21 protein-coding genes are annotated in these 23123 nt (G+C 62.7%); 3 read left to right on the top strand and 18 right to left on the bottom strand.

Annotated elements, in window-relative coordinates; genetic code table 11:
- Positions 1-32: 32 nt before the first annotated feature.
- From ACR0IR_RS11485 to ACR0IR_RS11425, 13 genes are all read right to left on the bottom strand, one after another.
- The gene (locus tag ACR0IR_RS11485) at positions 33-1700 is read right to left on the bottom strand and encodes an ABC transporter permease (RefSeq protein WP_170364004.1); all 1668 of its coding nucleotides are present in this window, start codon (positions 1698-1700) and stop codon (positions 33-35) included.
- A gap of 114 nt (positions 1701-1814) precedes the next feature.
- Positions 1815-3032 carry a phenylacetate--CoA ligase family protein gene (locus ACR0IR_RS11480; RefSeq protein ID WP_170364003.1) on the bottom strand — a complete coding sequence of 406 codons (1218 nt, stop codon included), beginning with the start codon at positions 3030-3032 and terminating at the stop codon, positions 1815-1817.
- Between the two features lie 19 nt (positions 3033-3051).
- Positions 3052-3885: an ABC transporter ATP-binding protein gene (locus ACR0IR_RS11475; protein ID WP_170342738.1), complete on the bottom strand. Its 834-nt coding sequence runs from the start codon at positions 3883-3885 to the stop codon at positions 3052-3054.
- An 83-nt stretch (positions 3886-3968) separates the two neighbouring features.
- Positions 3969-5252: an ABC transporter substrate-binding protein gene (locus ACR0IR_RS11470; protein ID WP_170342736.1), complete on the bottom strand. Its 1284-nt coding sequence runs from the start codon at positions 5250-5252 to the stop codon at positions 3969-3971.
- Between the two features lie 71 nt (positions 5253-5323).
- Positions 5324-6400, bottom strand: coding sequence for a branched-chain amino acid ABC transporter permease (locus ACR0IR_RS11465; RefSeq protein ID WP_005979938.1), 1077 nt, complete (start codon positions 6398-6400; stop codon positions 5324-5326).
- Positions 6401-6403: 3 nt separating this feature from the next.
- Positions 6404-6661 carry a hypothetical protein gene (locus ACR0IR_RS11460; RefSeq protein ID WP_170340767.1) on the bottom strand — a complete coding sequence of 86 codons (258 nt, stop codon included), beginning with the start codon at positions 6659-6661 and terminating at the stop codon, positions 6404-6406.
- A 3-nt stretch (positions 6662-6664) separates the two neighbouring features.
- Positions 6665-7651, bottom strand: a complete 987-nt coding sequence (locus tag ACR0IR_RS11455; RefSeq protein WP_170340766.1) for a branched-chain amino acid ABC transporter permease — start codon at positions 7649-7651, stop codon at positions 6665-6667.
- A gap of 29 nt (positions 7652-7680) precedes the next feature.
- Positions 7681-8502 carry an ABC transporter ATP-binding protein gene (locus ACR0IR_RS11450; protein ID WP_170364002.1) on the bottom strand — a complete coding sequence of 274 codons (822 nt, stop codon included), beginning with the start codon at positions 8500-8502 and terminating at the stop codon, positions 7681-7683.
- Between the two features lie 77 nt (positions 8503-8579).
- Positions 8580-10523: an AMP-binding protein gene (locus tag ACR0IR_RS11445; RefSeq protein WP_170364392.1), complete on the bottom strand. Its 1944-nt coding sequence runs from the start codon at positions 10521-10523 to the stop codon at positions 8580-8582.
- A gap of 240 nt (positions 10524-10763) precedes the next feature.
- Complete coding sequence (locus tag ACR0IR_RS11440) at positions 10764-11159, bottom strand: hypothetical protein (protein WP_170364001.1); 396 nt, start codon at positions 11157-11159, stop codon at positions 10764-10766.
- A 75-nt stretch (positions 11160-11234) separates the two neighbouring features.
- Complete coding sequence (gene mutT / locus ACR0IR_RS11435) at positions 11235-11633, bottom strand: 8-oxo-dGTP diphosphatase MutT (protein WP_170340762.1); 399 nt, start codon at positions 11631-11633, stop codon at positions 11235-11237.
- Between the two features lie 55 nt (positions 11634-11688).
- Positions 11689-12915: a bifunctional glutamate N-acetyltransferase/amino-acid acetyltransferase ArgJ gene (gene argJ, locus ACR0IR_RS11430; RefSeq protein ID WP_170364000.1), complete on the bottom strand. Its 1227-nt coding sequence runs from the start codon at positions 12913-12915 to the stop codon at positions 11689-11691.
- A gap of 6 nt (positions 12916-12921) precedes the next feature.
- A complete protein-coding gene (locus ACR0IR_RS11425) occupies positions 12922-13770 on the bottom strand; it encodes a peptidylprolyl isomerase (RefSeq protein ID WP_170363999.1) in 849 nt (282 codons plus the stop codon).
- A gap of 176 nt (positions 13771-13946) precedes the next feature.
- Here ACR0IR_RS11425 and secA point away from each other — a divergent pair, with 176 nt between their 5' ends.
- From secA to ACR0IR_RS11410, 3 genes are all read left to right on the top strand, one after another.
- Positions 13947-16652 (top strand): preprotein translocase subunit SecA, encoded by a 2706-nt coding sequence (secA, locus tag ACR0IR_RS11420; protein WP_170363998.1) that lies wholly within the window; start codon positions 13947-13949, stop codon positions 16650-16652.
- A 100-nt stretch (positions 16653-16752) separates the two neighbouring features.
- Positions 16753-17670, top strand: a complete 918-nt coding sequence (locus tag ACR0IR_RS11415) for a hypothetical protein (RefSeq protein WP_170363997.1) — start codon at positions 16753-16755, stop codon at positions 17668-17670.
- Between the two features lie 24 nt (positions 17671-17694).
- Positions 17695-19251 carry a phosphate ABC transporter substrate-binding/OmpA family protein gene (locus tag ACR0IR_RS11410; RefSeq protein WP_170363996.1) on the top strand — a complete coding sequence of 519 codons (1557 nt, stop codon included), beginning with the start codon at positions 17695-17697 and terminating at the stop codon, positions 19249-19251.
- A gap of 3 nt (positions 19252-19254) precedes the next feature.
- Here the strand turns inward: ACR0IR_RS11410 and radC are convergent, their stop codons facing one another.
- From radC to ACR0IR_RS11385, 5 genes are read right to left on the bottom strand one after another with little or no spacing between them, the layout of a single operon-like run.
- Complete coding sequence (gene radC / locus ACR0IR_RS11405; RefSeq protein ID WP_170363995.1) at positions 19255-20010, bottom strand: RadC family protein; 756 nt, start codon at positions 20008-20010, stop codon at positions 19255-19257.
- A gap of 36 nt (positions 20011-20046) precedes the next feature.
- The gene (locus ACR0IR_RS11400) at positions 20047-20781 is read right to left on the bottom strand and encodes an ABC transporter permease (protein ID WP_170363994.1); all 735 of its coding nucleotides are present in this window, start codon (positions 20779-20781) and stop codon (positions 20047-20049) included.
- Complete coding sequence (locus tag ACR0IR_RS11395; RefSeq protein WP_480779112.1) at positions 20778-21506, bottom strand: ABC transporter ATP-binding protein; 729 nt, start codon at positions 21504-21506, stop codon at positions 20778-20780. Before ACR0IR_RS11395 ends, ACR0IR_RS11400 begins: the two co-directional genes overlap by 4 nt.
- Positions 21503-22177, bottom strand: a complete 675-nt coding sequence (gene tenA, locus ACR0IR_RS11390) for a thiaminase II (RefSeq protein ID WP_170363992.1) — start codon at positions 22175-22177, stop codon at positions 21503-21505. Before tenA ends, ACR0IR_RS11395 begins: the two co-directional genes overlap by 4 nt.
- The gene (locus tag ACR0IR_RS11385; protein WP_170363991.1) at positions 22174-23109 is read right to left on the bottom strand and encodes an ABC transporter substrate-binding protein; all 936 of its coding nucleotides are present in this window, start codon (positions 23107-23109) and stop codon (positions 22174-22176) included. Before ACR0IR_RS11385 ends, tenA begins: the two co-directional genes overlap by 4 nt.
- Between the last annotated feature and the right edge of the window lie 14 nt (positions 23110-23123).

Below are 23123 nucleotides of genomic sequence, written 5' to 3'. Positions count from 1 at the left end.
CACGACATGGTGTGGTATTTTTGAACCGCCCGTCAGGGCCGGCGCCCGACCTGGCGGCAGATCAGGATCACCGGCAACAGCCCAACGGCCAGGATCACCAGCGACGGAACGGCCGCGCCCTCCAACCGTTCGTCCGAGGCCAGCCGATAGGCCTGAACCGCCAGCGTGTCAAAATTGAACGGCCGCATGATCAGCGTGGCCGGCAGTTCCTTCATCACATCCACGAACACGATCAGCAGCGCCGTCAGCAGCGAGGGTGTGAGGATCGGCAGATGCACCCGCCGCAACGTGCCCAATGGCGTCTGCCCCAGTGAACGGGCAGCGGCATCCATGTTGGCATGCACCGTGCTCTGACCGCTTTCATAGGCACTCAGCGCGGCCGCCAAAAAGCGCACCATGTAGGCCGCCACCAACAGCCAGATCGAGCCGGTGACCAGCAACCCGGTCGACACGCCCAAGGTCTGCCGCATCCAGGCGTCCAGCGCATTGTCGAACCCGGCAAAGGGCACGATCAGCCCGACCGCGATCACGCCGCCTGGCACGGCATAGCCCAACCGCGCCACATAAGCCGCCATGGCCGAACCGCGCCCGGGTCTCAGCCGTTGGAAGAAACCGACGCAGACCGCGGCGCAGACGGTGATCACCGCTGCTGTTCCTGCCAGCGTCAGAGAGTTCCGAATGAACCCCAGATAGCGGGTCGAAAGCAGGTTCTGCTCGGACTCCAATCCCATCTGAGTCAGCACGATCACCGGAAGCAGAAAGCCGAACAAAACCGGAATGGCGCACAAAACCCATGCCGCCACAGCCTGCCAACCGCTCAGCTGTGCAGCGGGCAATGCCGCGTGGCGTTTGCCGGGTTGGTAGTATTTGGCCTTGCCCCGTTGGGTGCGCTCGGTCACGGCCATAACCAGCGCAAAGGCCAGAAGGCACAGCGCCAACTGCGCCGCCGCCGCGCGGTCGGCCATCGAAAACCAGCTGGTGTAGATGCCGGTGGCAAAGGTCCGAACCCCGAAATAGGCGACGGTGCCGAAATCGGCGATGGTCTCCATCACCGCCAGCAGAACACCGCCGGCAATCGCGGGCCGCGCCATCGGCAGCGATACCCGCCAAAAGGCCGACCATGGGCTGCTGCCCAGCGCCCGCGCCGCCAGAAAGGCGGTGGCACTTTGCTGCAGAAAGGCGGCGCGGGCCAACAGATAGACGTAGGGGTACAGCACCAGGATCAGCATCACCGCCGCGCCCTCGGTCGAGCGGATTTCGGGGAACCAATAGTCACGCGGGCCCCAGCCGGTCACCTGGCGCAGCGTGGTCTGAACGATGCCGGGATGATCGAGGATGAAGGTATAGGCATAGGCCAGCACATAGGCCGGAAAGGCCAGCGGCAGCACCAATGCCACCTCGAACAGGCGTACGCCAGGAAAACGGGTCATGGTGACCAGCCACGCGGCTCCGACCCCGATGGCGAAAGTTCCCACCGAAACCAATGAGACCAGGATCAGCGTGGTGGCCGCATAGCCGGGCAGGACCGTGTCCAGCAGATGCCGGATCGTATCAGTGCCGCCGGTGACGGCCGCCAGCACCACGGCGACCATCGGCAACAGGCAGGCCGCGGCCACCAGATAGGCCAGGGCCCCAACGAACCGGGTGCCCAAGGCCCCGCGGTTGCGCGATCCATGTTCTGAGAATTCGATCTGGGCCATGGCCTCGGGTCGGCAAAGGTTGCGGTTCCCCTTTAATCGACCAAAAAACTCGGAAACACCAGTGGTCAGGCACAGGATTCTGCGGCGCATTTGGCCGCAGAACCCCGGGCCGGATCAGTCGTAGACGCGCTGATCCTCGATCACCAGCCCGTCCTTGGGCAGCGAACCGGGCGGCACCACCTGAACCGTGCCCTTCAGCTTCAGGACCTCGACCACGGACTTGGCATAGGTGCCATCATCGCCGCCGGGGCTTTCGATCTGCACGGTCATCGTGTCCATCTCGCCCTGCCGGGCAGCGATGACGCGGGCCTTGACGATCTCGTCATGCTTGGCGACCAGCGCGGCCACCTGTTCGGGGCGCACGAACATGCCCTTGATCTTGGTGGTCTGGTCGGCGCGCCCCATCCAGCCCTTGATGCGCAGGTTGGTGCGGCCGCAGGGCGACTGCCCGGGCAGCACCGCCGACAGATCACCGGTGGCAAAGCGGATCAGCGGGTAGTCGGGGTTGAGGGAGGTCACCACGACCTCGCCGACCTCGCCTTCCGCCACCGGTGTTCCGGTGCCGGGGGTCACGATTTCCACGATGACATGCTCGTCGATGATCATGCCCTCCATCGCGGCGCTTTCATAGGCGATGTTGCCCAGATCGGCCGTGGCGTAGCATTGCAGGCAGGAAATGCCCCGATCGACATAGGCCTGGCGCAAGCTGGGGAACAATGCCCCGCCGCCCACGACCGCCTTCGAGAAGTTCAGAGCGACGCCCATCTCGTCGGCCTTGTCCAGGATCACCTTCAGGTAATCGGGCGTGCCGGCATAGGCGGTGCAGCCCACGTCGCGCGCGGCGGTGACCTGAAGTTCGGTCTGGCCGGTGCCCGCGGGCAGCACGGCGGCGCCCACGGCACGCGCGCCGTTTTCAAAGATCATGCCCGCGGGTGTCAGGTGATAGCCAAAACAGTTCTGCACGATATCGCCCAGGCCCACGCCCGCCGCATGCAGGAACCGGCCCATGCGCCACCAGTCGTGATCGACTCCGCCGGGTTCATAGATCGGCCCGGGCGACTGGAACACGTGGGCAAAGCCATGGGCGGGTTTGACGGTAAATCCGCCAAAGGGCGGGTGCTGACCCTGCGCCTTGGTCAGGTCGGACTTGCGCAGAACCGGCAGCCTGGGCAGATCCGCGATGGTCTGGACCGTATCCAGATCGACATCGGCGAAATGGGCCGCGAACCCGGGCGCGGATTTCGCCCGCGCCAGCTGTTCGCGCAGACCGGCCGATTGCTCGGCGGCGCGCTGATCGGCCGAACGGGTTTCCAGAGCATCGTAGAATGTCATCGCCAGATCCTCCATCCGCTCACAGCCACCTTTTGCGGCGACGATAGGACCGCACGTCGCGGAAGCTCTTGCGGCCTTCGTCGGACATGCCGAGGTAGAATTCCTTGACGTCCGGGTTCTCGCGCAGTTCGGCGGCGGGGCCGTCCATCACCACGCGCCCAGATTCCAGAATATATCCGTAATGGGCAAAGCGCAGCGCCACGTTGGTGTTCTGTTCGGCCAGCAGGAAGGACACACCTTCCTGTTCGTTCAGGTCCTTCACGATGGTGAAGATCTCCTCGACCAGCTGCGGCGCAAGGCCCATCGAGGGCTCGTCCAGCAGGATCGTCTCGGGGCGGCTCATCAGCGCGCGGCCCATGGCGACCATCTGCTGTTCCCCGCCCGAGGTATAGCCCGCCTGGCTGCGGCGCCGCTCTTTCAGACGGGGGAAATAGTTGTAGACCAGTTCAAGATCCTGCTGGATGGCGGCCTTGCCGTCCTTGCGGGTATAGGCCCCGGTCAGCAGGTTTTCCTCGACAGTCAGATGTTCGAAACAGTGGCGGCCCTCCATCACCTGGATGACGCCCTTCTGCACCAGATCGGCCGGATCGCTCTCGTGCACGTTCTGGCCGCGATACTTGATCGAGCCCTTGGTGACCTCGCCGCGTTCGGAATGCAGCAGGTTCGACACCGCCTTGAGCGTCGTCGTCTTGCCGGCCCCGTTGCCGCCCAGCAGCGCGGTGATCCCGCCCTTGGGCACGGTCAGGCTGACGCCTTTCAGCACGAGGATCACATGGTTGTAGATCACCTCGATATTGTTGACCTCAAGCAGGGTTTCCGCCTGCACGTCAGTGGTTTGTGCCGCATCCAGCATCAGCGCGTGTCCTCATGCCTGCCCCGTTCGGGGCTTGTCCGGTTCGGGGCGGCGGTCAGCCGCCGCCCCGGTGTTCGTGCCGCTTAGTTGCAGCCCTGTTCGATGTTGTTCTCAGCCGCGTATGCGCTCGAGTCTTCCTCGATCAGCGGGCCGATCACGTCCGTATCGGTAGCCTTGAACTCCGAAATCAGAGTCCAGGTCTTGCTGTCTGCATCCCACTGGGTCACGCCCACAAGGGCATCCCCGCCGTGGTTTTCACAGCTGACCGAGAAGGTCGGACCAAAGTTCGGCAGGCCCAGTTCGGCCATCTTCGCTTCGGTCATCTCAAGTGCTTCCATACCGTCGCGCATGTCGCCCGAGGTGATGTCAGCCTTGCCCGAGATTTCCTGTGCCTTCTTGGCGGCTTCGGCTGCCAGCATCGCAGCATAGAGGCCACGGTTGTACAGGACCGTACCGACCTGATCGCCGGCGCCGGCGGCCTTGCCAGCGTCGATGACGTATTTCTGCAGGTCGTCATACAGCGGATAGTCCGAGCCGACGTTGTGGAAGGTCAGCGCCTTGTAGCCATTCGCGGCCGCACCGGCGGGCATCACGTCATGTTCAGCGCCCGACCACCAGATACCGATGAAGTTCTCCATCGGGAACCGGATGTTCGCGGCTTCCTGGATGGCCACCTGGTTCATAACGCCCCAGCCCCACATCAGGACATAATCGGGACGATCGCGGCGGATCTGCAGCCACTGCGATTTCTGCTCCTGGCCAGGGTGATCAACCGGCAGGGCCACCAGCTCGAAGCCATGCTTCTTGGACAGCTCTTCCAGCGTGCGGATCGGCTCCTTGCCATAGGCCGAGTTGTGATAGACCAGCGCGATCTTCTTGCCGCTCAGATCACCGCCGTTTTCCTCGAGCAGATAGTTGATCGCACCCGAGGCACCGTCCCAGTAGTTGGCCGGGTAGTTGAACGTGTGGCTGAACACCTTGCCGTTCTTGGCCGAGGTGCGGCCATATCCCATGGTGTGCATCGGGATGTCGTCAGCGGTGGTTTTCGGGATCAGCTGATAGGTGATGCCGGTCGACAGCGGCTGATACACAAGCGCACCTTCGCCTTTGGTCGATTCATAGCATTCGACACCCTTTTCGGTGTTGTAGCCGGTTTCGCACTCGATGACTTTGGCCGGAACACCACCGATGCCGCCGTCCCGCTCGTTGAGCAGAGTGAAATAGTCCGCGTAGCCATCCGCGAAGGGGATGCCGCCCGCGGCGTAAGGCCCGGTGCGGTAGCTGAGCGACGGGAACACGAGGTCGGCCATTGCCGGACCTGCGGCCATCAGCGCACCCAGCGCCATTGTTGCCAGTTTCTTGTTCATCGGGTGTCTCCTCCCTTGGTTTGTCCGATGTTGGTTCGGGCTTTGCGCCCCTTTCTTGATTGGGCCGGTCCCTAGTGCGGGAAAGGCCAGAGTCTCAGTTTCTCCTTGGCGACGCGCCACAGCTGCGCCAGACCGTGCGGTTCGAGGATCAGGAACAGGATGATCAGCCCGCCCACGATCACCAGCTGCAGATGCGCGACGATGTCGGTGGGCCAGCCCAGCATGTCCGCGCCCACGACCTTGAGCACCACCGGCAGCAGGACCAGGAAGGCCGCGCCGGCAAAGGATCCGAAGATCGAGCCCAGCCCGCCGATGATGACCATGAACAGCACCAGGAAGGATTTCTGGATGCCGAAGGCCTCGCCCACCTCGACCGCGCCCAGGTAGATGGCGAAGAACAGCGCGCCCGACACGCCCACGAAGAACGAGCTGACGGCAAAGGCGCTGAGCTTGGCGCGCAGCGGGTTCACACCGATGATTTCCGCTGCGATATCCATGTCGCGGATCGCCATCCAGGTGCGCCCGGTGGTGCCGCGGGTCAGGTTGCGGGCGATGATCGCGCAAGCGGTCAGGAAGATCAGGCAGAACAGATAGGTCGCCCAGGCCGGCGCGTTGGGGCCTGTGATGATGATGCCGAACACGTCACGTTCCGGCGCGTTGATCTGCCCCGAGGCCGAATAGTTGTAGAACCACGGCACCCGGTTGAACAGCCACACCAGGAAGAACTGCGCCGCCAGCGTGGCCACCGCCAGATAGAACCCCTTGATCCGCAGGCTGGGCAGGCCGAACAGCACGCCCACGATGGCGGTGATGCCGCCGGCCAGGATCACATGGATGAACATCGACACGTCGGGAAAGGCGGTCATCAGCTTGTAGCAGGCATAGGCGCCCACGGCCATGAACCCCCCGGTGCCCAAGGAAACCTGCCCGCAATAGCCAACAAGGATGTTCAGCCCGATCGCCGCGATCGCATAGATCAGGAAGGGCAGCAGCAGCGCGTTGGCCCAGTAGTCGTTGATGATGAACGGGATGATCCCGAACGCCACCGCCAGCACCACATAGTAGCGATACCGGTCGAACTTGATCGGGAAAGTCTGGTTGTCGTCCCTGTAGGAGGTCTTGAAGTCTCCGGCCTCACGATAGAACATGTCTTACTTTCCCCATTGTTCCTGCGCCCGGTTGCGGGCTTCGGCGTCCAGTTGGTTGGACCGTTTGGCATATCCGCTCGCCTCTGAGGCGCGCACCAGTTTCATGTAGGCCAGAACACCCATCACCAGCCCGGCAAAGGCCAAAAGCGCGGCCACGGTCAGCTGATTGGCGGTCAGATCGTTCGAGGTCAGGGCGATGTACCCAAAGGCCCAGAACCCCGCCCACGCGATCACGTTGATGATGGCGATCAGCTTGGTCATGGCCTACACCCTCTCGATGATCTTCTCGCCGAACAGGCCCTGCGGCCGGAACACAAGGAAGATCAGCGCCAGCACATAGGCGAACCAGTTCTCGGTCGCGCCGCCCACCAGCGGGCCCACGGCGAACTCGAACAGCTTCTCGCCCACGCCGATGATCAGCCCGCCGACGATGGCGCCGGGGATCGAGGTGAACCCACCCAGCATCAGAACCGGCAACGCCTTGAGCGCGATCAGCGACAGCGAGAACTGCACGCCCGACTTGGTGCCCCACATGATGCCCGCGACCAGCGCCACGAACCCGGCCACCGACCAGACCATGATCCAGATGAAATTCAGCGAGATGCCCACCGACAGCGCGGCCTGGTGGTCGTCGGCCACGGCCCGCATGGCGCGGCCCTGCTTGGTGTACTGGCTGAACGCGACCAGTGCCGCCACCAGAAGCGCCGCGATGACCGTGGCCACGATGTCCAGATTGTCAATGAAGAAGCCGTAGCCGAAGATGTTGTAGGTGGTCTCGTCGATCCACAGGTTGATGCCCTGCGGAAGACCCACGTCCAGCGTCTTGATCTCGGATCCCCACATCAGGTCGGCCACGCCTTCCAGGAAATAGGCCAGGCCGATCGTGGCCATGAACAGGATGATCGGCTCCTGCCCCACAAGGTGGCGCATGACAAAGCGCTGCACCGCCCAGGCCAGCAGGACCATCACGCCCATCGTCAACAGAATCGCCAGCAGCGCGGGCACGTTCCAGCCGAAGTAATGAATATGCGTGCCGAAGATCGCGTTGATCAGATGCGAGAACGGAACTTGACCGTTCATGATCCCCACCAGCGTCATCGCGGCGAACAGGGCCATAACCCCCTGGGCATAATTGAAGATCCCCGACGCCTTGTAGATCAGCACAAAGCCCAGCGCGACCAGCGCATACAGCACCCCGGCCATGAGGCCGTTCAGAAAGACCTCCATCGCGAAAATCAACTGATCAGGCATCTGCGCCTCCCCTCAATTCTGTGCGGTGCTCAGTCATGGCTGACCCCCAGATAGGCGTCGATGACTTCCTGGTTGTTGCGCACCTCGTCGGGCGTGCCGTCCCCGATCTTCTTGCCGTAATCCATCACGACCACGCGGTCGCTCAGGTCCATCACCACACCCATGTCATGCTCGATCAGGGCAATGGTCGTGCCGAACTCGTCGTTCACGTCCAGGATGAATCGGCTCATGTCCTCTTTTTCTTCGACGTTCATGCCCGCCATCGGCTCGTCCAGCAGCAGCAGCTTGGGTTCGGCGGCCAGCGCGCGGGCCAGTTCGACGCGCTTCTTCAGGCCATAGGGCAGGCGCGCTACCGGCGTCTTGCGGATGTGCTGGATTTCCAGAAAGTCGATGATCTTTTCCACCGCCTCGCGGTTTTCCACCTCTTCCGCCTCGGCCTTGCCGCGCCAGATTGCCTGCTGCAGAATGTTTGTCCTCATGAAGTTCAGGCGGCCGGTCATCACGTTGTCCAGAACGCTCATGCCTTCGAACAGGGCGATGTTCTGAAAGGTCCGGGCGATGCCCTGTCGGGCCACCTCATAGGGTTTCATCTGCGGGCGTTTCGCCCCGTGGAACCAGACCTCGCCCTCCTGCGGGATGTAGAAGCCGGAAATCACGTTCAGCATCGAGGACTTGCCCGCGCCGTTCGGACCGATGATCGCGCGGATCTCGCCCTGGCGGATGTCGAACGAGATGTCCTTGATCGCCACCACGCCGCCGAACCGCAGGGTGATGTTCTTCATCTCCATCACCACGCCGCCGATCTTGCGGCCATCCTCGGTGACATATCCGTCGTCGGATGCATCCAGCATCGTCTACTCCTCAAACTGCGGGTGAACGGGACGGCGGGCGGGGCGATGGCCGCAGGCCGAGCGGGGCACGACCGGCCTCATTCCGCGGCCACCTTCTGATGCGACACCGGCACGACCGGCACGTCGACGATCTGCAGCGTGGCGCTGATCGATCCCTTGCGCCCGTCCTCATAGGTCACCTCGGTCGTGGTCGAGACCGTCTCGGACCCGTCATAAAGCGCGGCGATGATGTCGGCGTATTTGTCCTCGACGAACTTGCGGCGCACCTTTCGGGTGCGGGTGATCTCGCCATCGTCGGGATCCAGTTCCTTGTGCAGCACCACGAACCGGTGCACCTGGCAGCCCGACAGCATCTCGTCGGCGGCAACCGATTTGTTGACCTCTTCCACATGGCTGCGGATCGTCTCGAGCACCCGCGGATGGCCCGCCAGTTCCTGGTACGAGGCATAGGCGATGTTGTTGCGCTCGGCCCAGTTGCCCACCGCCGTCAGGTCGATGTTGATGAAGGCCACGCAGCGGTCACGCCCATTGCCGAACAGCACCGCCTCCAGGATGTCGGGATAAAACTTCAGCTTGTTCTCGACATATTTCGGCGCAAACATCGAGCCGTCGGCCATCTTGCCCACGTCCTTGGCGCGGTCGATGATCCGCAGGTGGCCGCTGCTTTCCTCGATGAAGCCCGCGTCGCCCGTGGCCACCCAGCCTTCGGGGTCCTTGGTCGAGGCAGTGGATTCGGGGTTCTTGAAGTATTCGACGAACACGCCGGGCGAGCGATAGAAAATCTCGCCATTCTCAGCGATCTTCAGCTCAACATCGGGCGCAGGCACACCGACGGTGTCGGCGCGCACCTCGCCGTCGGGCTGGACGGTGATGAACACCGTCGCCTCGGTCTGACCATAAAGCTGCTTCAGGTTGATCCCCAGCGAGCGGTAGAAATCGAAAATTTCGGGCCCGATCGCCTCGCCCGCGGTGTATCCGACACGGAAACGGCCATAGCCCAGCGTGTCTTTGAGCGGTCCGTAAACCAGCACATTTCCGATCGCGTATTTCAGGCGATCCATTGGTCCGACCGGGTGGCCGTCCAGGATGCGCCCGCCGACCTTTTTGGCGTGATCCATGAAATAGCGGAACATCCGCTGCTTCATCGGGCTGGCATCCTCCATGCGGATCATCACGTTGGTCAGCTGGGTCTCAAACACGCGCGGCGGCGCGAAGAAGTAGGTCGGACCGATCTCGCGCAGGTCAGTCATCATCGTGTCGGCGCTTTCGGGGCAGTTCACGCAGAATCCGCACCAATAGGCCTGACCGACCGAAAAGATGAAATCGCCCACCCAGGCCATAGGCAGATAGGACAGGATATCCTCGTTCCGGGTCAGGTGGTCGAACTCGGCCGAGTTCTTTGTGCTTTCGATCACGTTGCGGTTCGACAGAACCACGCCCTTGGGCTTGCCCGTGGTGCCCGAGGTGTAGAGCATCACGCAGGTGTCGTCATAGGTGATCTCGGCGATGCAGCGGTCCAGCTCGGCATCGAACCGGTGGTGCCCGGCGCGCCCCTCGGCCATGATGTCGCTCAGCGCATTCATCTGGCTGTGGTCGTATTTCCGCATGCCGCGCTTGTCGGTGTACAGGATGTGCTTGACCTGGTGCAGGTCCTGCTGGATCTCGATGACCTTGTCGACCTGTTCCTGGTCGCCACAGACCACGTATTTCGCGCCGCAATGTTCCAGCACATAGGCCATCTCCTCGGCGACCGAGTCCTGATACAGCGGCACCGGCACCGCGCCCACCATCTGGGCCGCGACCATCGACCAGTAATGCGCCGGGCGGTTGCGCCCAATCACGGCGATATGGTCGCCCTTTTCAACGCCAAGCTCCAGGAAACCCAGAGCCAGCGCACGAATCTCGGCGGCCGTTTCCGCCCAGTTCCAGCACTGCCAGATCCCGAATTCCTTTTCGCGGTAGGCCGGGGCATCCCCGAACTGCGTCGCATTGCGGTGTAGCAGCGCCGGAAGGGAGTGCATCCCCTCGGCGCCCGACTGCGTCTGAGCCAATTCTATCTCTCCTCCCCATCCGACCCCGGTTTGGGCCGGAACGACGTCGCCGGGCAAACCCGCGCGCCGCTGCCCCGATTAAGGACAAGGAGGACGATCAGCGTCAACTTTTTCGTGATGTTTTCCGGAATCTTACGAATTGTAACAGGGGTGAACGGAGGGATTCACAGTATTGGACAAGACAACTGGGCAGCAAAACAAGCTTACCTTTCAATTATCTTCCTTGGAGTGTCCTTGCTCAGCCCCTCTCATCATCCCGATTTTCATATCTTGTTCTTGTTTCTTTCTAGCCTCTTCGAGCTGACTTACTTCAAACTCAAGTTGTCGAGCAAAAGCGATCCTTCTGGATCCGATTAGGCCATGGAATAAGGCGATAACAGCGGCCAGAAGCCCAGCCAATAAAACCCACGCAACTGTCGGGCGCACGTGCAAAAATTCGGCCAACGGCAAGAACGTAAGGTCTCCAAACCAAAACAGGCCAATCATGAGCGCTGCAAAACCAGCAGTAAGTATGAGAGTAACCTCAGAACCGATATTGCGACGCGCGCGCTTTGAAATTTTGCTGCGTTCAGCAACAGTCATTTGGGAAAAATTAATCTTGGACATTCCGGTCAAGTTCTCAAATGCACCAGATTTGCGTTTCCAGTTGAACCAGCACTTAGCCAACGTTGCGGCGTGCCTTCACAACCAATCCCGCAGGATCGGGATCAGTGGCACATCTGCCGCCGGCATCGGATAGTTGCGCAGCTCGTTCGCGCGCACCCATTTCAGCGCCTGACCCTCTTTCGACTGCGGGATGCCCTGCCACTTGCGACAGGCAAACAACGGCATCAGCAGATGGAAATCGTCATAGCTGTGGCTGGCAAAGGTCAGCGGTGCAAGGCACGAGGCCCAGGTGTCGATGCCTAGTTCCTCGTGCAATTCGCGGATCAGGGCGGCCTCGGGGGTTTCGCCCGGCTCGATCTTGCCGCCGGGGAATTCCCACAGCCCGGCCATGGCCTTGCCTTCCGGGCGCTGCGCCAGCAACACCCGCCCATCCACGTCGATCAAGGCGACGGCAGAGACGAGAACCGTTTTCATGGCCGCAATCCCGGACGCAAAACCGGGCTCCACTTTTGCTGGAATTGCTTTGATGTCACGACCGGTAATCCGCGTTGATCTCGATATACCCGTGGGTCAGATCGCAGGTCCAGACGGTGGCCTTGCCCTCGCCCAGCCCCAGATCGACCGCGATCATCAGTTCCTGGCCTTTCATGTAGGCGGCGGCGTCTTCCTCGCGATAGGTCGGGCTGACCCAGCCTTTTTCGGCCACGAGGATATCGCCGAACCGGATGCTGAGCGTGTCGCGATCGGCCGCCGCGCCAGATTTGCCGATCGCCATGACGACACGGCCCCAGTTCGGATCCTCGCCCGCGATGGCGGTTTTCACCAGCGGTGAATTGGCGATGGCCATGCCGTGGACCTTGGCATCGGCGTCCGAGGCGGCGCCGGTCACGCGGATCTCGACGAATTTGGTGGCGCCTTCGCCGTCCTTCACCACCTGATGCGCCAGATCCAGCATCACCGATTCCAGCGCCCGCGCGAAATCGGCATTGCCAGTGGCCTCCACGCCCGACGCGCCGGTCGCGCACAGCAGCAGGCTGTCCGAGGTCGAGGTGTCGCTGTCCACGGTGATGCAGTTGAAGGTCCGGTCGGTCTGCTCGGACAGCATCCGTTGCAGCGCCGATTGGTCGATCTTCGCATCGGTGAAGATATAGACCAGCATCGTCGCCATGTCGGGCGCGATCATGCCCGACCCTTTGGCAATCCCCGCAATAGAGACTGTTTTGCCGTCAATCTCGACCTGCGCGCTGGCGCCTTTGGGGAAGGTGTCGGTGGTCATGATCGCCCGCGCGGCCTGTTCCAACGCGTCGGCGCGCAGGCCGGCGGTCAGTTCGTCCAGCCGGGCCACGATCCGGTCATGCGGCAGCGGCTCACCGATCACCCCAGTGGACGAGGTGAACACGCGGTTCTGCGCCACACCGGTGGCCTGCGCCACGGCTGCGGTGATCTGCTCGACCGAGGCCCGCCCGTACTGTCCGGTAAAGGCGTTGGCGTTGCCCGAGTTCACCAGGATCGCCGCCGGCCCATCGCTGGGCCCGCCGATCTTGTCCTGGCAATCCAGCACCGGCGCCGCGCGTGTGGCCGATCGGGTGAACACCCCCGCCACCGCCGTGCCCGGATCGAGCACCGCCAGCATCACGTCGGTACGGCCCTGATACCGCACCCCGGCGGCGACGGTGGCGAACCGTACACCGTCGATGACCGGCAGATCAGGAAAGGCCGCAGGGGCCAGCGGAGACACCTTGGTGATCTTGGCCACGCCAGGTTACTCCTGAACCAGGTCCAGCTTGCGGACCACGTCCGGGGTCAGGCCCTCGACCTCGGGGCGCTCGACGCTGCCCGCCTGGGTCAGCTCGTCGATCTTGGCCTGAATGGCCTCCTGACGGACGGACTGGGCCAGCTCATCTCGCACCTCGGCCAGCTCGGGCGCTTCGGATTTGCGTTTGTCGTTCAGGATCACCACATGCCATCCAAACTGGGTCTGCACCGGGTCCGAGACCTGACCTTTTTCCAGCCCGATCACGGCCTGTTCGAATTCAGGCACCATCTGGCCCTTGCCGAACCAGCCCAGCGCGCCGCCATTGGGACCGGACGGGCCGGTGGATTTCTCTTTGGCCAGCTCGGCAAAATCGGCGCCGTCATCCAGTTGCGCCTTGATCTCTTTGGCCTCGTCCTCGGTCGCGACCAGGATGTGGCTGGCGTTGAACTCGTCCTCGCCCTGGAACTCGGCGAACTGTGCGTCATAAGCGGCCTGGATCGCGTCGTCGGTCACCTCGGCATCGGTGATCTGGTTCACCGTCTGCACCGCCTTCAGCGAGCGCTCTTCGTTGGTCAGCATCAGCGCGTTCAGGCGGGTCAGCTCGTCCTGCTCCTGGCTGAGCAATTGTTGCTGGATCAGCTGCTCGACGATGAACTGGTACAGGACCTCGTCTTCCAACTGCTGATATTGCGGCGGCAGGCCAGCCGCAGTGGCAATCACGTGACCCAAAGTGATCTCGTCGCCGTTGACGCGCGCCACAACCGTATCGGCAGAGGGTTCGGTTTCAGCGGCGACAGGCAGGGCCATCATGGCCGCAAGAGCCAGCGATGGCAGAAAAGTGAGACCTTTGGGCATGAATTCATCCTATATTCTGGCCGCGACAGGGCGTGGCGTTGACACTCTGGAACCTGCCGCTTACATCGCTTGCAGCCTTTGACAGGACCATCTTTTCCTCCCAGCTATCTATGGGTTGCGCGCAAGGTGGGCAAGCCTGTCGCAACCAAGACAAGAAAAGATCCGCTGGAGTGAACATGCTGGGACTCGGTACGCTTGCCAAAAAGGTGTTCGGAACACCGAACGACCGCAAGATCAAGGCAACCCGCCCGCTGGTCGAAAAGATCAACGCGCTGGAGCCGGAGTTCGAAAAACTCTCGGATGATGATCTGAAAGCCAAGACCGAAGAGCTGCGCAAGCGGGCCAACGAGGGCGAGAGCCTGGACGACCTGCTGCCCGAGGCATTCGCCAACGTTCGTGAGGGCGCCAAGCGCGCGCTGGGTTTGCGGGCCTTTGACGTGCAGCTCATGGGCGGCATCTTCCTGCATCAGGGCAATATCGCCGAGATGAAGACCGGCGAAGGCAAGACCCTGGTCGCCACCTTTCCCGCCTATCTGAACGCACTGACCGGAAAGGGCGTGCATGTCGTCACGGTCAACGAATATCTGGCAAAGCGTGACGCCGAATGGATGAGCAACGTGTTCGGCGCGTTGGGTATGACCACCGGCGTGATCTGGTCGGGCCAGCCCGATGCCGAGAAAAAAGCGGCCTATGCCTGTGACATCACCTATGCCACCAACAACGAGCTGGGCTTCGACTATCTGCGCGACAACATGAAGGCGGATCTGAACGAGGTCTACCAGAAGCACCACAATTTCGCGATCGTGGACGAGGTCGACTCGATTCTGATCGACGAGGCACGGACCCCGCTGATCATCTCGGGTCCATCTCAGGACCGGTCCGATCTGTACACGGCCATTGACGGCCTGATCCCGTCCCTGAAGGACGATCACTACACGATCGACGAGAAGTCCCGCAGCGTGACTTTCACCGATGAAGGCAACGAGTTCCTTGAAGAGCAGCTGCACGCCAGTGGCCTGCTGCCCGAGGGCCAGTCGCTGTACGACCCTGAAAGCACCACGGTGGTGCACCACGTCAACCAGGGCCTGCGCGCGCACAAACTGTTCCAGCGTGACAAGGACTACATCGTGCGCGACGGCAACGTGGTTCTGATCGACGAATTCACCGGGCGCATGATGCCGGGCCGCCGTCTGTCCGAAGGCCTGCATCAGGCGATCGAAGCAAAGGAAGGCGCGCCCATCCAGCCCGAAAACGTGACTTTGGCCAGCGTGACTTTCCAGAACTATTTCCGCCTCTATGACAAGCTGGCCGGCATGACCGGTACCGCCCTGACCGAGGCCGAGGAATTCGCCGAAATCTATGGCCTGGGCGTGGTTGAAGTGCCGACCAACAAGCCGATCGCCCGTGTCGACGAGGATGATCAGGTCTATCGCACCGCGGCCGAGAAATACGCGGCCATGATCGAAGAGATCAAGAAGGCCAACGCCAAGGGCCAGCCGGTTCTGGTGGGCACGACCTCGATCGAGAAGTCCGAGATGCTCAGCGAGATGCTGACCCAGGAAGGCATCAAGCACAATGTCCTGAACGCCCGCCAGCACGAGCAGGAGGCCCAGATTGTGGCCGAGGCCGGACGTCTGGGCGCGGTAACCATCGCCACCAACATGGCCGGCCGCGGCACCGACATCCAGCTGGGCGGCAACGTTGAAATGAGCGTCATGCAGGCGCTGGCCGAGAACCCCGAGGCCGACCCAGCCGAACTGCGCGCCCGGGAAGAGGCGCGTCATGCCGAAGAAAAGCAAAAGGTGCTGGAGGCCGGCGGTCTGTTCGTTCTGGCCTCGGAACGCCACGAAAGCCGCCGCATCGACAACCAGCTGCGCGGCCGTTCGGGCCGTCAGGGCGACCCGGGCCGCACCGTGTTCTTCCTCAGCCTGGAAGACGACCTGATGCGCATCTTCGGCTCGGAACGGCTGGACAAGGTTCTGACCACCCTGGGCATGAAAGAAGGCGAAGCGATCGTCCACCCCTGGGTGAACAAATCGCTCGAACGCGCGCAGGCCAAGGTCGAAGGCCGCAACTTCGACATGCGCAAGAACGTTCTCAAGTTCGACGACGTGATGAACGATCAGCGCAAGGTGATCTTCAGCCAGCGCCGCGAAATCATGTCGACCGACGATCTGTCCGAAATCGTTTCGGACATGCGCGAACAGGTCATCGACGATCTGATTGACCAGTACATGCCGCCCAAAACCTACGCCGACCAGTGGGACACCGACGGGCTGCACGCGGCCCTCAAGGAAAAGCTGAACATTGATGTTCCGGTTCAGGAATGGGCGGCCGAGGATGGGGTCGACGACGACGTGGTTCGCGAGCGCCTGATCAAGGCCACCGACGAGATGATGGCCCAGAAGGCCGCCGCCTTCGGCCCCGAGAACATGCGCAACATCGAAAAGCAGGTGCTGCTGCAGACCATCGACAGCAAATGGCGCGAGCACTTGCTGACGTTGGAACATCTGCGCTCGGTCGTGGGCTTTCGCGGCTACGCCCAGCGCGATCCGCTGAACGAATACAAGACCGAAAGCTTCCAACTGTTCGAGAACATGCTCGACAGTCTGCGCGAAACGGTCACCCAGCAACTGGCCCGCGTCCGCCCGCTGACCGAAGAAGAGCAGCGCGAGATGCTGGCACAGATGCAGGCGCAGCAGGCCCAGATCAAGAAAGCCGCCGAACAGGCCGAGGCGGTGGCCGAGGCGCAGGCCTCGGGCGATGCGCGGCCCGGCTTTGTCGAGGACGACCCGTCAACCTGGGGTAATCCGTCGCGCAACGATCCCTGCCCCTGCGGGTCCGGCAAGAAATTCAAGCACTGCCATGGTCGGCTTGCCTGATCCGGTCAGATTCCCGACATAATGAGTCCGCGTCGCGGCCACATATTGGCCGCGATTGTTAAGCACTCTCCGACTCGCTCCTTCAACTGGGGAGGGTGTCTTGTTTGTAATACGGAACTACGTGACCACAGGTGGCACGGTCGCATGCGCCTTGGCCATCGGCTACCTGATGCAGAACGGACCGGCCTCGCAGCCGGACGTGCAGGAAACACGTCAGGCGATGACCCAGCCGTCTGGTGAAGGCACCGTGATTGCCGGGCTGGAAGGAATCGTGCTGACCTCGGCAACGCCGACCGCGTCCACGGCCCCCGAACCCTCGGCCAAGGTTCCGCCTCGGGCAGAGCCTGCCGTTCCTCAGGCGCAGGTCAACTGCGATCTCCGGGCCCGCGCAATGGCAGCCCCCAACGCGACAGCACGTTTGACCTTGAAGGCCCCCTGCAACCCCGATGAAACCGTCGAGCTGCACCACAGCGGCATGACGTTCAGCGCCCGAACCGACAAGGACGGCCGTCTGGACCTGTCCATTCCCGCCCTGTCGGAATATGCCATTTTCCTGATCTCGTTCAGAAACCAGCGCGGCACTGTCGCCACCACTCACATTCCTGATTTTTCAGACTATGACCGGGTTGCGCTGCAATGGATGGGGGACACCGAATTGCAACTGCACGCGTTGGAGTTCGGTGCATCCTATGGCGAAGCCGGGCATGTCTGGTCGAACGCCAGCAGTTCCGGCACCGGGCAGGTTGTCCACTTCGGCATTGCCGGCGAGCGCAATGTCGAGATCTATTCGATCCCCCGCAACGCGGCCGACGCAAATGGCACCGTCGCCCTGAGCGTCGAGGCCGAAGTGACTCCCCGGAATTGTGGACAGGACCTGGATCTGCAAGCGCTCGAGTTGCTGGACGATCAAGGGCTGCGGTCGCGAGAGTTGTCGATCACCCTCCCGGCCTGCGACAGCGGACAGGACTTTCTGGTGTTGAATAATCTGTTCCAAGACCTGACAATCGCCGCAAAGTAACGGCAGGCAGGTCTACAGGTCTTTATGAAGTATCTTCACGCGACGATGACGGTGTTGTCGTTGATGGCTGGCGCTTCAGGCGCCCTCGCTCAGGACATCACGCTGACCTCGCATGACGGCAAGGTCGAGATCACCGGGAACCTGTTGGGGTTTGATGGTGAGTTCTACCGTGTGGACACCCAGTTCGGCGAATTGACGGTGGATGGATCCGGCGTCACCTGCGACGGTCCGGCTTGCCCCAACCTGATCGACTTTGTGGCCGAAGTGAACTTCTCTGGCGCATCGGTGATGGCCGAATCCCTACTTCCGGCCCTGATCGAAGGCTTTGCGCAACGAGAAAACCTGAACGTGTTAAGCGAAGGCACGGACCCTGCGCAGCTTGTCTTTGCCCTGACGCAGCCGGATCGGACTGCACCTTTGGCGCGGTTTTTCCTGCGCGTTTCGGACACCGACCGCGGTTTTGCCGATCTGACCGCCGATCAGGCAGACATCGCTTTGGCGATGCGCGAAATCCGCCCGCAGGAGGCCGCGGCGGCGCAGGAAAACGGTCTGGGCGACCTGTCCCGACCGCGCCGATCGCGGGTGGTGGCCCTTGGCGCGCTGGTGCCGGTGGTCTCATTGGACAATCCGATCCAGCAGATCTCGGTTTCGGACCTGGCGCGGGTCATAAATGGCGAGGTCGCCAACTGGGCACAGCTCGGTGGCCCGGATGCCCCCATCGCCGTTCATCTGCCGGATGTGACAACCGGTGTTGGTCAGGCCGTGCAAGACCAGGTGATGCAGCCAGCCGGTGTGCAGGCGCATGAGGACGTGATCCGCCACACCCGCAGCGCGGAACTGGCAGCAGCGGTTGCGCGCGATCCGTTCGCACTCGGTATCGTCAGCCACGCTGACCCGCAAAACGTGCGCAGTCTGCCGCTGGCCGGCGGATGCGGTCACGCATTGCGCGCCACGCGCGCCGCCATCAAGACCGAGGACTATCCGCTGACCCTGCCGATGTTCCTGTATCTTCCACAGCGGCGCCTCCCGAAGATCGCCCGCCAGTTTCTGGCGTATGTCCAAAGCCCCGAGACACAGATGGTCATCCGGCAAGCCGGTTTCGTCGACCAGTCCCACGAACTGGTACGTCTTGGGCTTCAGGGCGACCGGTTGGCCAACGCCATCACCTCGGGTGGGTCCGAGGTGGGTCTGGAAGAACTGCAACGGATGATCGAAACTCTGCGCCCGCTGTCGCGCCTGTCGGTGTCTTTCCGGTTCGAGCCGGGATCGTCGCGGCCAGACGCGCAGTCGCGATCGAACATCCTGCAAATGGCGCAGGCGCTTGAATCGGGCCAGTATGACGGGCGCAAACTGGTCTTCGTCGGTTTCAGTGACGGAGACGGTGCTGCGGAAACCAATGCCCGCATCGCCTTGCGGCGCGCACAGACAGTGCGGAACGCGATCCTTGCCGCGATCGAAACCGCCGTCCCCGAAACCGTCGAGATCGCCGTCGAAGGTTTCGGTGAAGCCATGCCCATGGCCTGCGACGACACGGAATGGGGCCGCAAGGCCAACCGTCGTGTCGAAGTCTGGGTGCGCTAGCGGTCAGAGATAACCTTCCGAGCGGAAGCTCAGCTCGGTCGATTTGCCGATGATCAGGTGGTCGTGCAAGGTCAGCCCCAGTGCGGCGCAGGCATCGTTGATGCGGTTGGTCATGTCGATATCCGACTGCGACGGGGTTGGATCACCCGACGGATGATTGTGCACCAGGATCAGCGCCGAGGCGTTCAACTCCAGCGCGCGTTTGGCGACCTCGCGCGGGTAGACGGGTACGTGATCGACGGTGCCCTTGGCCTGCTCCTCATCCGCGATGAGCACGTTCTTGCGGTCCAGGAAGAACACGCGGAACTGCTCGATCTCGCGATGCGCCATGGTGGTGTGGCAATAATCTAGCAACGCGTCCCAGCTGGAAATCACATGCCGCTGCATCACCCGAGCGCGGGCCATGCGATGGGCGCAGGCCTCGAGGATCTTGAGGTCGGTGATGACCGTATCGCCCACGCCCTTGATCTGGCGCAGGCGTTCCGCCGGGGCGGTGAGCACCCGGTTGAAATCGCCGAATGTATCCAGCAGCAGCCGCGCCAGCGGTTTCACGTCCTGCCGGGGGATCGAGCGGAACAGGACCAGTTCCAGCAACTCGTAATCCGGCATCGCCCCGGCGCCGCCCGACATGAACCGTTCACGCAGGCGCTTGCGGTGGTCCTTGATATACGAGGGCAGCCGACCCGTGGGCAGCGGCGTCACCGGCGCTTCGTCAGTTTCGAACAGCGATGGGGCTTCGGCAAAAGCGTCCTTGGTCATGCGCCCAAGATTGCCCCAGAATCGGTTTCCGAATGGTTAACGCGCCTCACCGGCCATGCGGGCCGTGGCGCGGCGCACGGCCAGATGCAGCAGGATCGAGAACACCCCCAGCGTCAGCATCGCAGCGAACATCAGGTCGGTCTTGGCGCGACCATTGGCCAGCAGCATCAGGTATCCCAGCCCCTGCGACGAGCCGACCCATTCGCCGATCACCGCCCCGATCGGGGCATAGACCGCCGCCAGCCGCATCCCCGAAGCCAGCGAGGGTAGCGCCGCCGGGATGCGGATATGCCACAACACGCTGCGCGGGCTGGCCTGCATGGTGCGGGCCAAGTCCAGATAGCCGGACGGCGTGCGCATCAGCCCGTCGAAAAACGACGAGGTGATGGGGAAATAGATGATCAGCACCGCCATCGCGACCTTGGACCACAGCCCATAGCCCAGCCACAGGGTCAGCAACGGTGCCAACGCAAAGACCGGCAGCGCCTGGGTGAACACCAGCATCGGCTGCACCAGCACTCGCGCAGCGCGGGAATTGGCTAGCTGCAGCGCGGTGACGACGCCCAGCACGGTGCCGCAGGCCAAACCGATCAGCACCTCGATGGCGGTGATCCAGGTGTGTTCGGCGATCAGCCAGCGGTTCTGCCACCAGGTCTCGGCCACCAATGCCGGGCCGGGCAGGATGAATTTCGGCAGGCCGGTCAGGGTGACGATCGCTTGCCAGAGGACCAGCGCAAACAGCGTCGCGGCAAGGGCCGAGAGCGTCTTCATGCCACCTCCTCGCGCAGCAGTTTCAGCAGCGCGCCCTGCGTCTCCAGCGTTTCCAGATCGTCCACCTTCCGCGGCACCGGCGCGTGAGGCGGTTGGCATGGGGTCAGGCCGTGTCGCGTCATCACCATGATCGACTGGCCCAGACGCGCGGCCTCGGCCGGGTCATGGGTAACCAGCAGGACGGTCCGTCCCTGCAAAGCCTCGGCAGCCAGATCCTGCATGTCGGCGCGGGTGCGCGCATCCAGCGCCGAGAACGGCTCGTCCAGCAGGATGATCGGCTTGTCTTCCATCAGGGTCCGGGCCAATGCCACCCGCTGACGCTGCCCGCCGGACAGTTCCGAGGGCTTCTTGGTCATGTGGTCTTGCAGCCGCATCCGTTCGATCAACCGGGCGCGGCGGTTCTGATCGACCCGTTCGCCGCGCAGCCGGGCGCCCAGCGCCACGTTCTGCGCGACCGTGGCCCAAGGCAGTAGAAGATCGTCCTGCGCCATGTAGGCCACGCGCTCGGCCACCGGCAACCCGTCGCTGGCGCGGATCTCGCCGGTGAACTCGGCCCCCGTCGCCAACCCGGCGATCAGGCGCAGAACCGTGGTCTTGCCGACCCCCGATCCGCCCAGCAGACAGGTCCACTGCCCGGCCTTGAGCAACAGGGTCAGCGGCGCGAACAGAGGCGCGCCGTCGATACTAGCCTGTCCACTGATGGTCAGATCGGGGGGCGGGGTCATGGGGTCAGACCCATCTGCCAGAAATTCACCTCGAGCTCGGTCGCGGTGCGGAAGGTCCGGCACAGACGATCCCAACGCGGTGTGGTACGGAAATCCGCCCCAAGTCGCCGTATCAGAGCCGAATCCAGCAGTTCACCCACAGCCAGACAGGCATCCTGATATTCACTGCTGGAATAGGCTCCGATCCAATCGCGGTAGGTGTCCGAGGCGGCCTCGGCCGCCAGCCGGGTGCCGATTTCCCCGTATCCCATCACGCAGGGCGCCAGCGCCGCCAGCAGGTCCAGCAGATCACCGCTGTAGCCGGCCTCGAGCACATAGCGGGTATAGGCCAGGTTCTCGGGCCGTTCGGGCGTGGCGAACAGCTCGTCCTGGCTGATGCCCTCGGCCTCGCAAATGCCGATATGCAACTTCATCTCTTCGCTGATCAGACCGTTCACCGTGCGCGACGCGGCCAGCATCTCGGCATGGGTTTCCGATTTCACCACCGCCAGCGCCCAGGCGCGCGAGAAATGAATCAGGAACACGTAATCCTGCCGCAAATAATGCAGAAAGGCCGCGCGCGGCAGCGTGCCGTCCTTCAGCCCCTCGACAAAGGCGTGGCGGGTATAGTCCCGCCACGGCCCCTGCGCCGCATCGCGCATAAGCGCGAAGGCTTTGCCATAGTCGCTCATTGCGCGGTCACGTCGATGGTGATGTCGCTGACCGGATTGATGCTGTCGATCATGCCGGAGTCTTTCAGGAAGGCCTCGAACCGGGCATAGCGGCCAGCATCAAAGCCCGCGGGGCGCAGCGCGAAACGCGGCAGGGTATCGACCCAGGCGCGGGCGTTCAGCTCGTCCTGCAACTCGGGCGAGGTGGCGGCGAAGATCTCCCAGCTTTTTTCCGGATTGTTCACGATGAACTGAGTGGCCTTCTCGGTGGCGGCCAGGAAGCGAGCAATCATGTCCTTGTCCATCGTTTCGGGGTTGGCCACATAGATCAGCTCGTCATAGGGCGGCACGCCTTCTTCCTCGATGTAGAAGCAGCGGCCCGGAACGCCTTCGATGTCCATCTGGTTCAGCTCGAAATTGCGGAAGGCGCCGATCACGGCATCCACCTGCCCCGTCATCAACGACGGCGACAGCGAAAAGTTGACGTTGATCATCTCGATATCGTCCAGCGACACGCCATGCGCGTTCAGCATCGCGGTCAGGATGGCCTCTTCGACACCGGCGACCGAAAAGCCGATCTTCTTGCCCTTGAGGTCGGCCAGAGATTTGATCGGGCCATCCTCAAGCACCAGAAGGCAGTTCAGCGGCGTGGCGACCAGCGTCCCGACCCGTTTCAGCGGCAGGCCTTCGTGGATCTGCAGATGCAGCTGCGGCTGGTAGGACACGGCCAAATCGGCCTGACCGGCGGCCACAAGGCGCGGCGGAGCCGACGGGTCGGCGGGCGGGACGATTTCGACCTCAAGCCCCTGTTCGGCGAAATAGCCGTTCTCCTGCGCCACGATGATCGGCCCGTGGTCGGGGTTCACGAACCAGTCCAACAGGACGGTCATCTTGTCCTGCGCCCAGGCGGGCGCGGCGGCCAGCAGGGCAATGGCGGTGATCAGCTTCTTCATGGTTTGCGTTTCCT

The organism is Ruegeria sp. CF2 (genome assembly GCF_056537385.1).
Note: the sequence above shows the minus strand (reverse complement) of the source record. Positions and strands in the feature narration are given on the sequence as shown.

What these genes read in the sequence shown, in the direction of transcription:
- radC (WP_170363995.1), bottom strand. Translation starts at nt 20,010, where the DNA reads ATGACCAAGGACGCTTTTGCCGAAGCCCCATCGCTGTTCGAAACTGAC.
- ACR0IR_RS11455 (WP_170340766.1), bottom strand. Translation starts at nt 7,651, where the DNA reads ATGCCTGATCAGTTGATTTTCGCGATGGAGGTCTTTCTGAACGGCCTC.
- ACR0IR_RS11445 (WP_170364392.1), bottom strand. Translation starts at nt 10,523, where the DNA reads ATGCACTCCCTTCCGGCGCTGCTACACCGCAATGCGACGCAGTTCGGG.
- ACR0IR_RS11475 (WP_170342738.1), bottom strand. Translation starts at nt 3,885, where the DNA reads ATGCTGGATGCGGCACAAACCACTGACGTGCAGGCGGAAACCCTGCTT.
- ACR0IR_RS11410 (WP_170363996.1), top strand. Translation starts at nt 17,695, where the DNA reads ATGAAGTATCTTCACGCGACGATGACGGTGTTGTCGTTGATGGCTGGC.
- ACR0IR_RS11395 (WP_480779112.1), bottom strand. Translation starts at nt 21,506, where the DNA reads ATGACCCCGCCCCCCGATCTGACCATCAGTGGACAGGCTAGTATCGAC.
- ACR0IR_RS11460 (WP_170340767.1), bottom strand. Translation starts at nt 6,661, where the DNA reads ATGACCAAGCTGATCGCCATCATCAACGTGATCGCGTGGGCGGGGTTC.
- ACR0IR_RS11385 (WP_170363991.1), bottom strand. Translation starts at nt 23,109, where the DNA reads ATGAAGAAGCTGATCACCGCCATTGCCCTGCTGGCCGCCGCGCCCGCC.
- ACR0IR_RS11425 (WP_170363999.1), bottom strand. Translation starts at nt 13,770, where the DNA reads ATGCCCAAAGGTCTCACTTTTCTGCCATCGCTGGCTCTTGCGGCCATG.
- ACR0IR_RS11400 (WP_170363994.1), bottom strand. Translation starts at nt 20,781, where the DNA reads ATGAAGACGCTCTCGGCCCTTGCCGCGACGCTGTTTGCGCTGGTCCTC.
- ACR0IR_RS11450 (WP_170364002.1), bottom strand. Translation starts at nt 8,502, where the DNA reads ATGCTGGATGCATCCGACGACGGATATGTCACCGAGGATGGCCGCAAG.
- ACR0IR_RS11485 (WP_170364004.1), bottom strand. Translation starts at nt 1,700, where the DNA reads ATGGCCCAGATCGAATTCTCAGAACATGGATCGCGCAACCGCGGGGCC.
- ACR0IR_RS11465 (WP_005979938.1), bottom strand. Translation starts at nt 6,400, where the DNA reads ATGTTCTATCGTGAGGCCGGAGACTTCAAGACCTCCTACAGGGACGAC.
- mutT (WP_170340762.1), bottom strand. Translation starts at nt 11,633, where the DNA reads ATGAAAACGGTTCTCGTCTCTGCCGTCGCCTTGATCGACGTGGATGGG.
- tenA (WP_170363992.1), bottom strand. Translation starts at nt 22,177, where the DNA reads ATGAGCGACTATGGCAAAGCCTTCGCGCTTATGCGCGATGCGGCGCAG.
- secA (WP_170363998.1), top strand. Translation starts at nt 13,947, where the DNA reads ATGCTGGGACTCGGTACGCTTGCCAAAAAGGTGTTCGGAACACCGAAC.
- ACR0IR_RS11470 (WP_170342736.1), bottom strand. Translation starts at nt 5,252, where the DNA reads ATGAACAAGAAACTGGCAACAATGGCGCTGGGTGCGCTGATGGCCGCA.
- ACR0IR_RS11480 (WP_170364003.1), bottom strand. Translation starts at nt 3,032, where the DNA reads ATGACATTCTACGATGCTCTGGAAACCCGTTCGGCCGATCAGCGCGCC.
- ACR0IR_RS11440 (WP_170364001.1), bottom strand. Translation starts at nt 11,159, where the DNA reads ATGTCCAAGATTAATTTTTCCCAAATGACTGTTGCTGAACGCAGCAAA.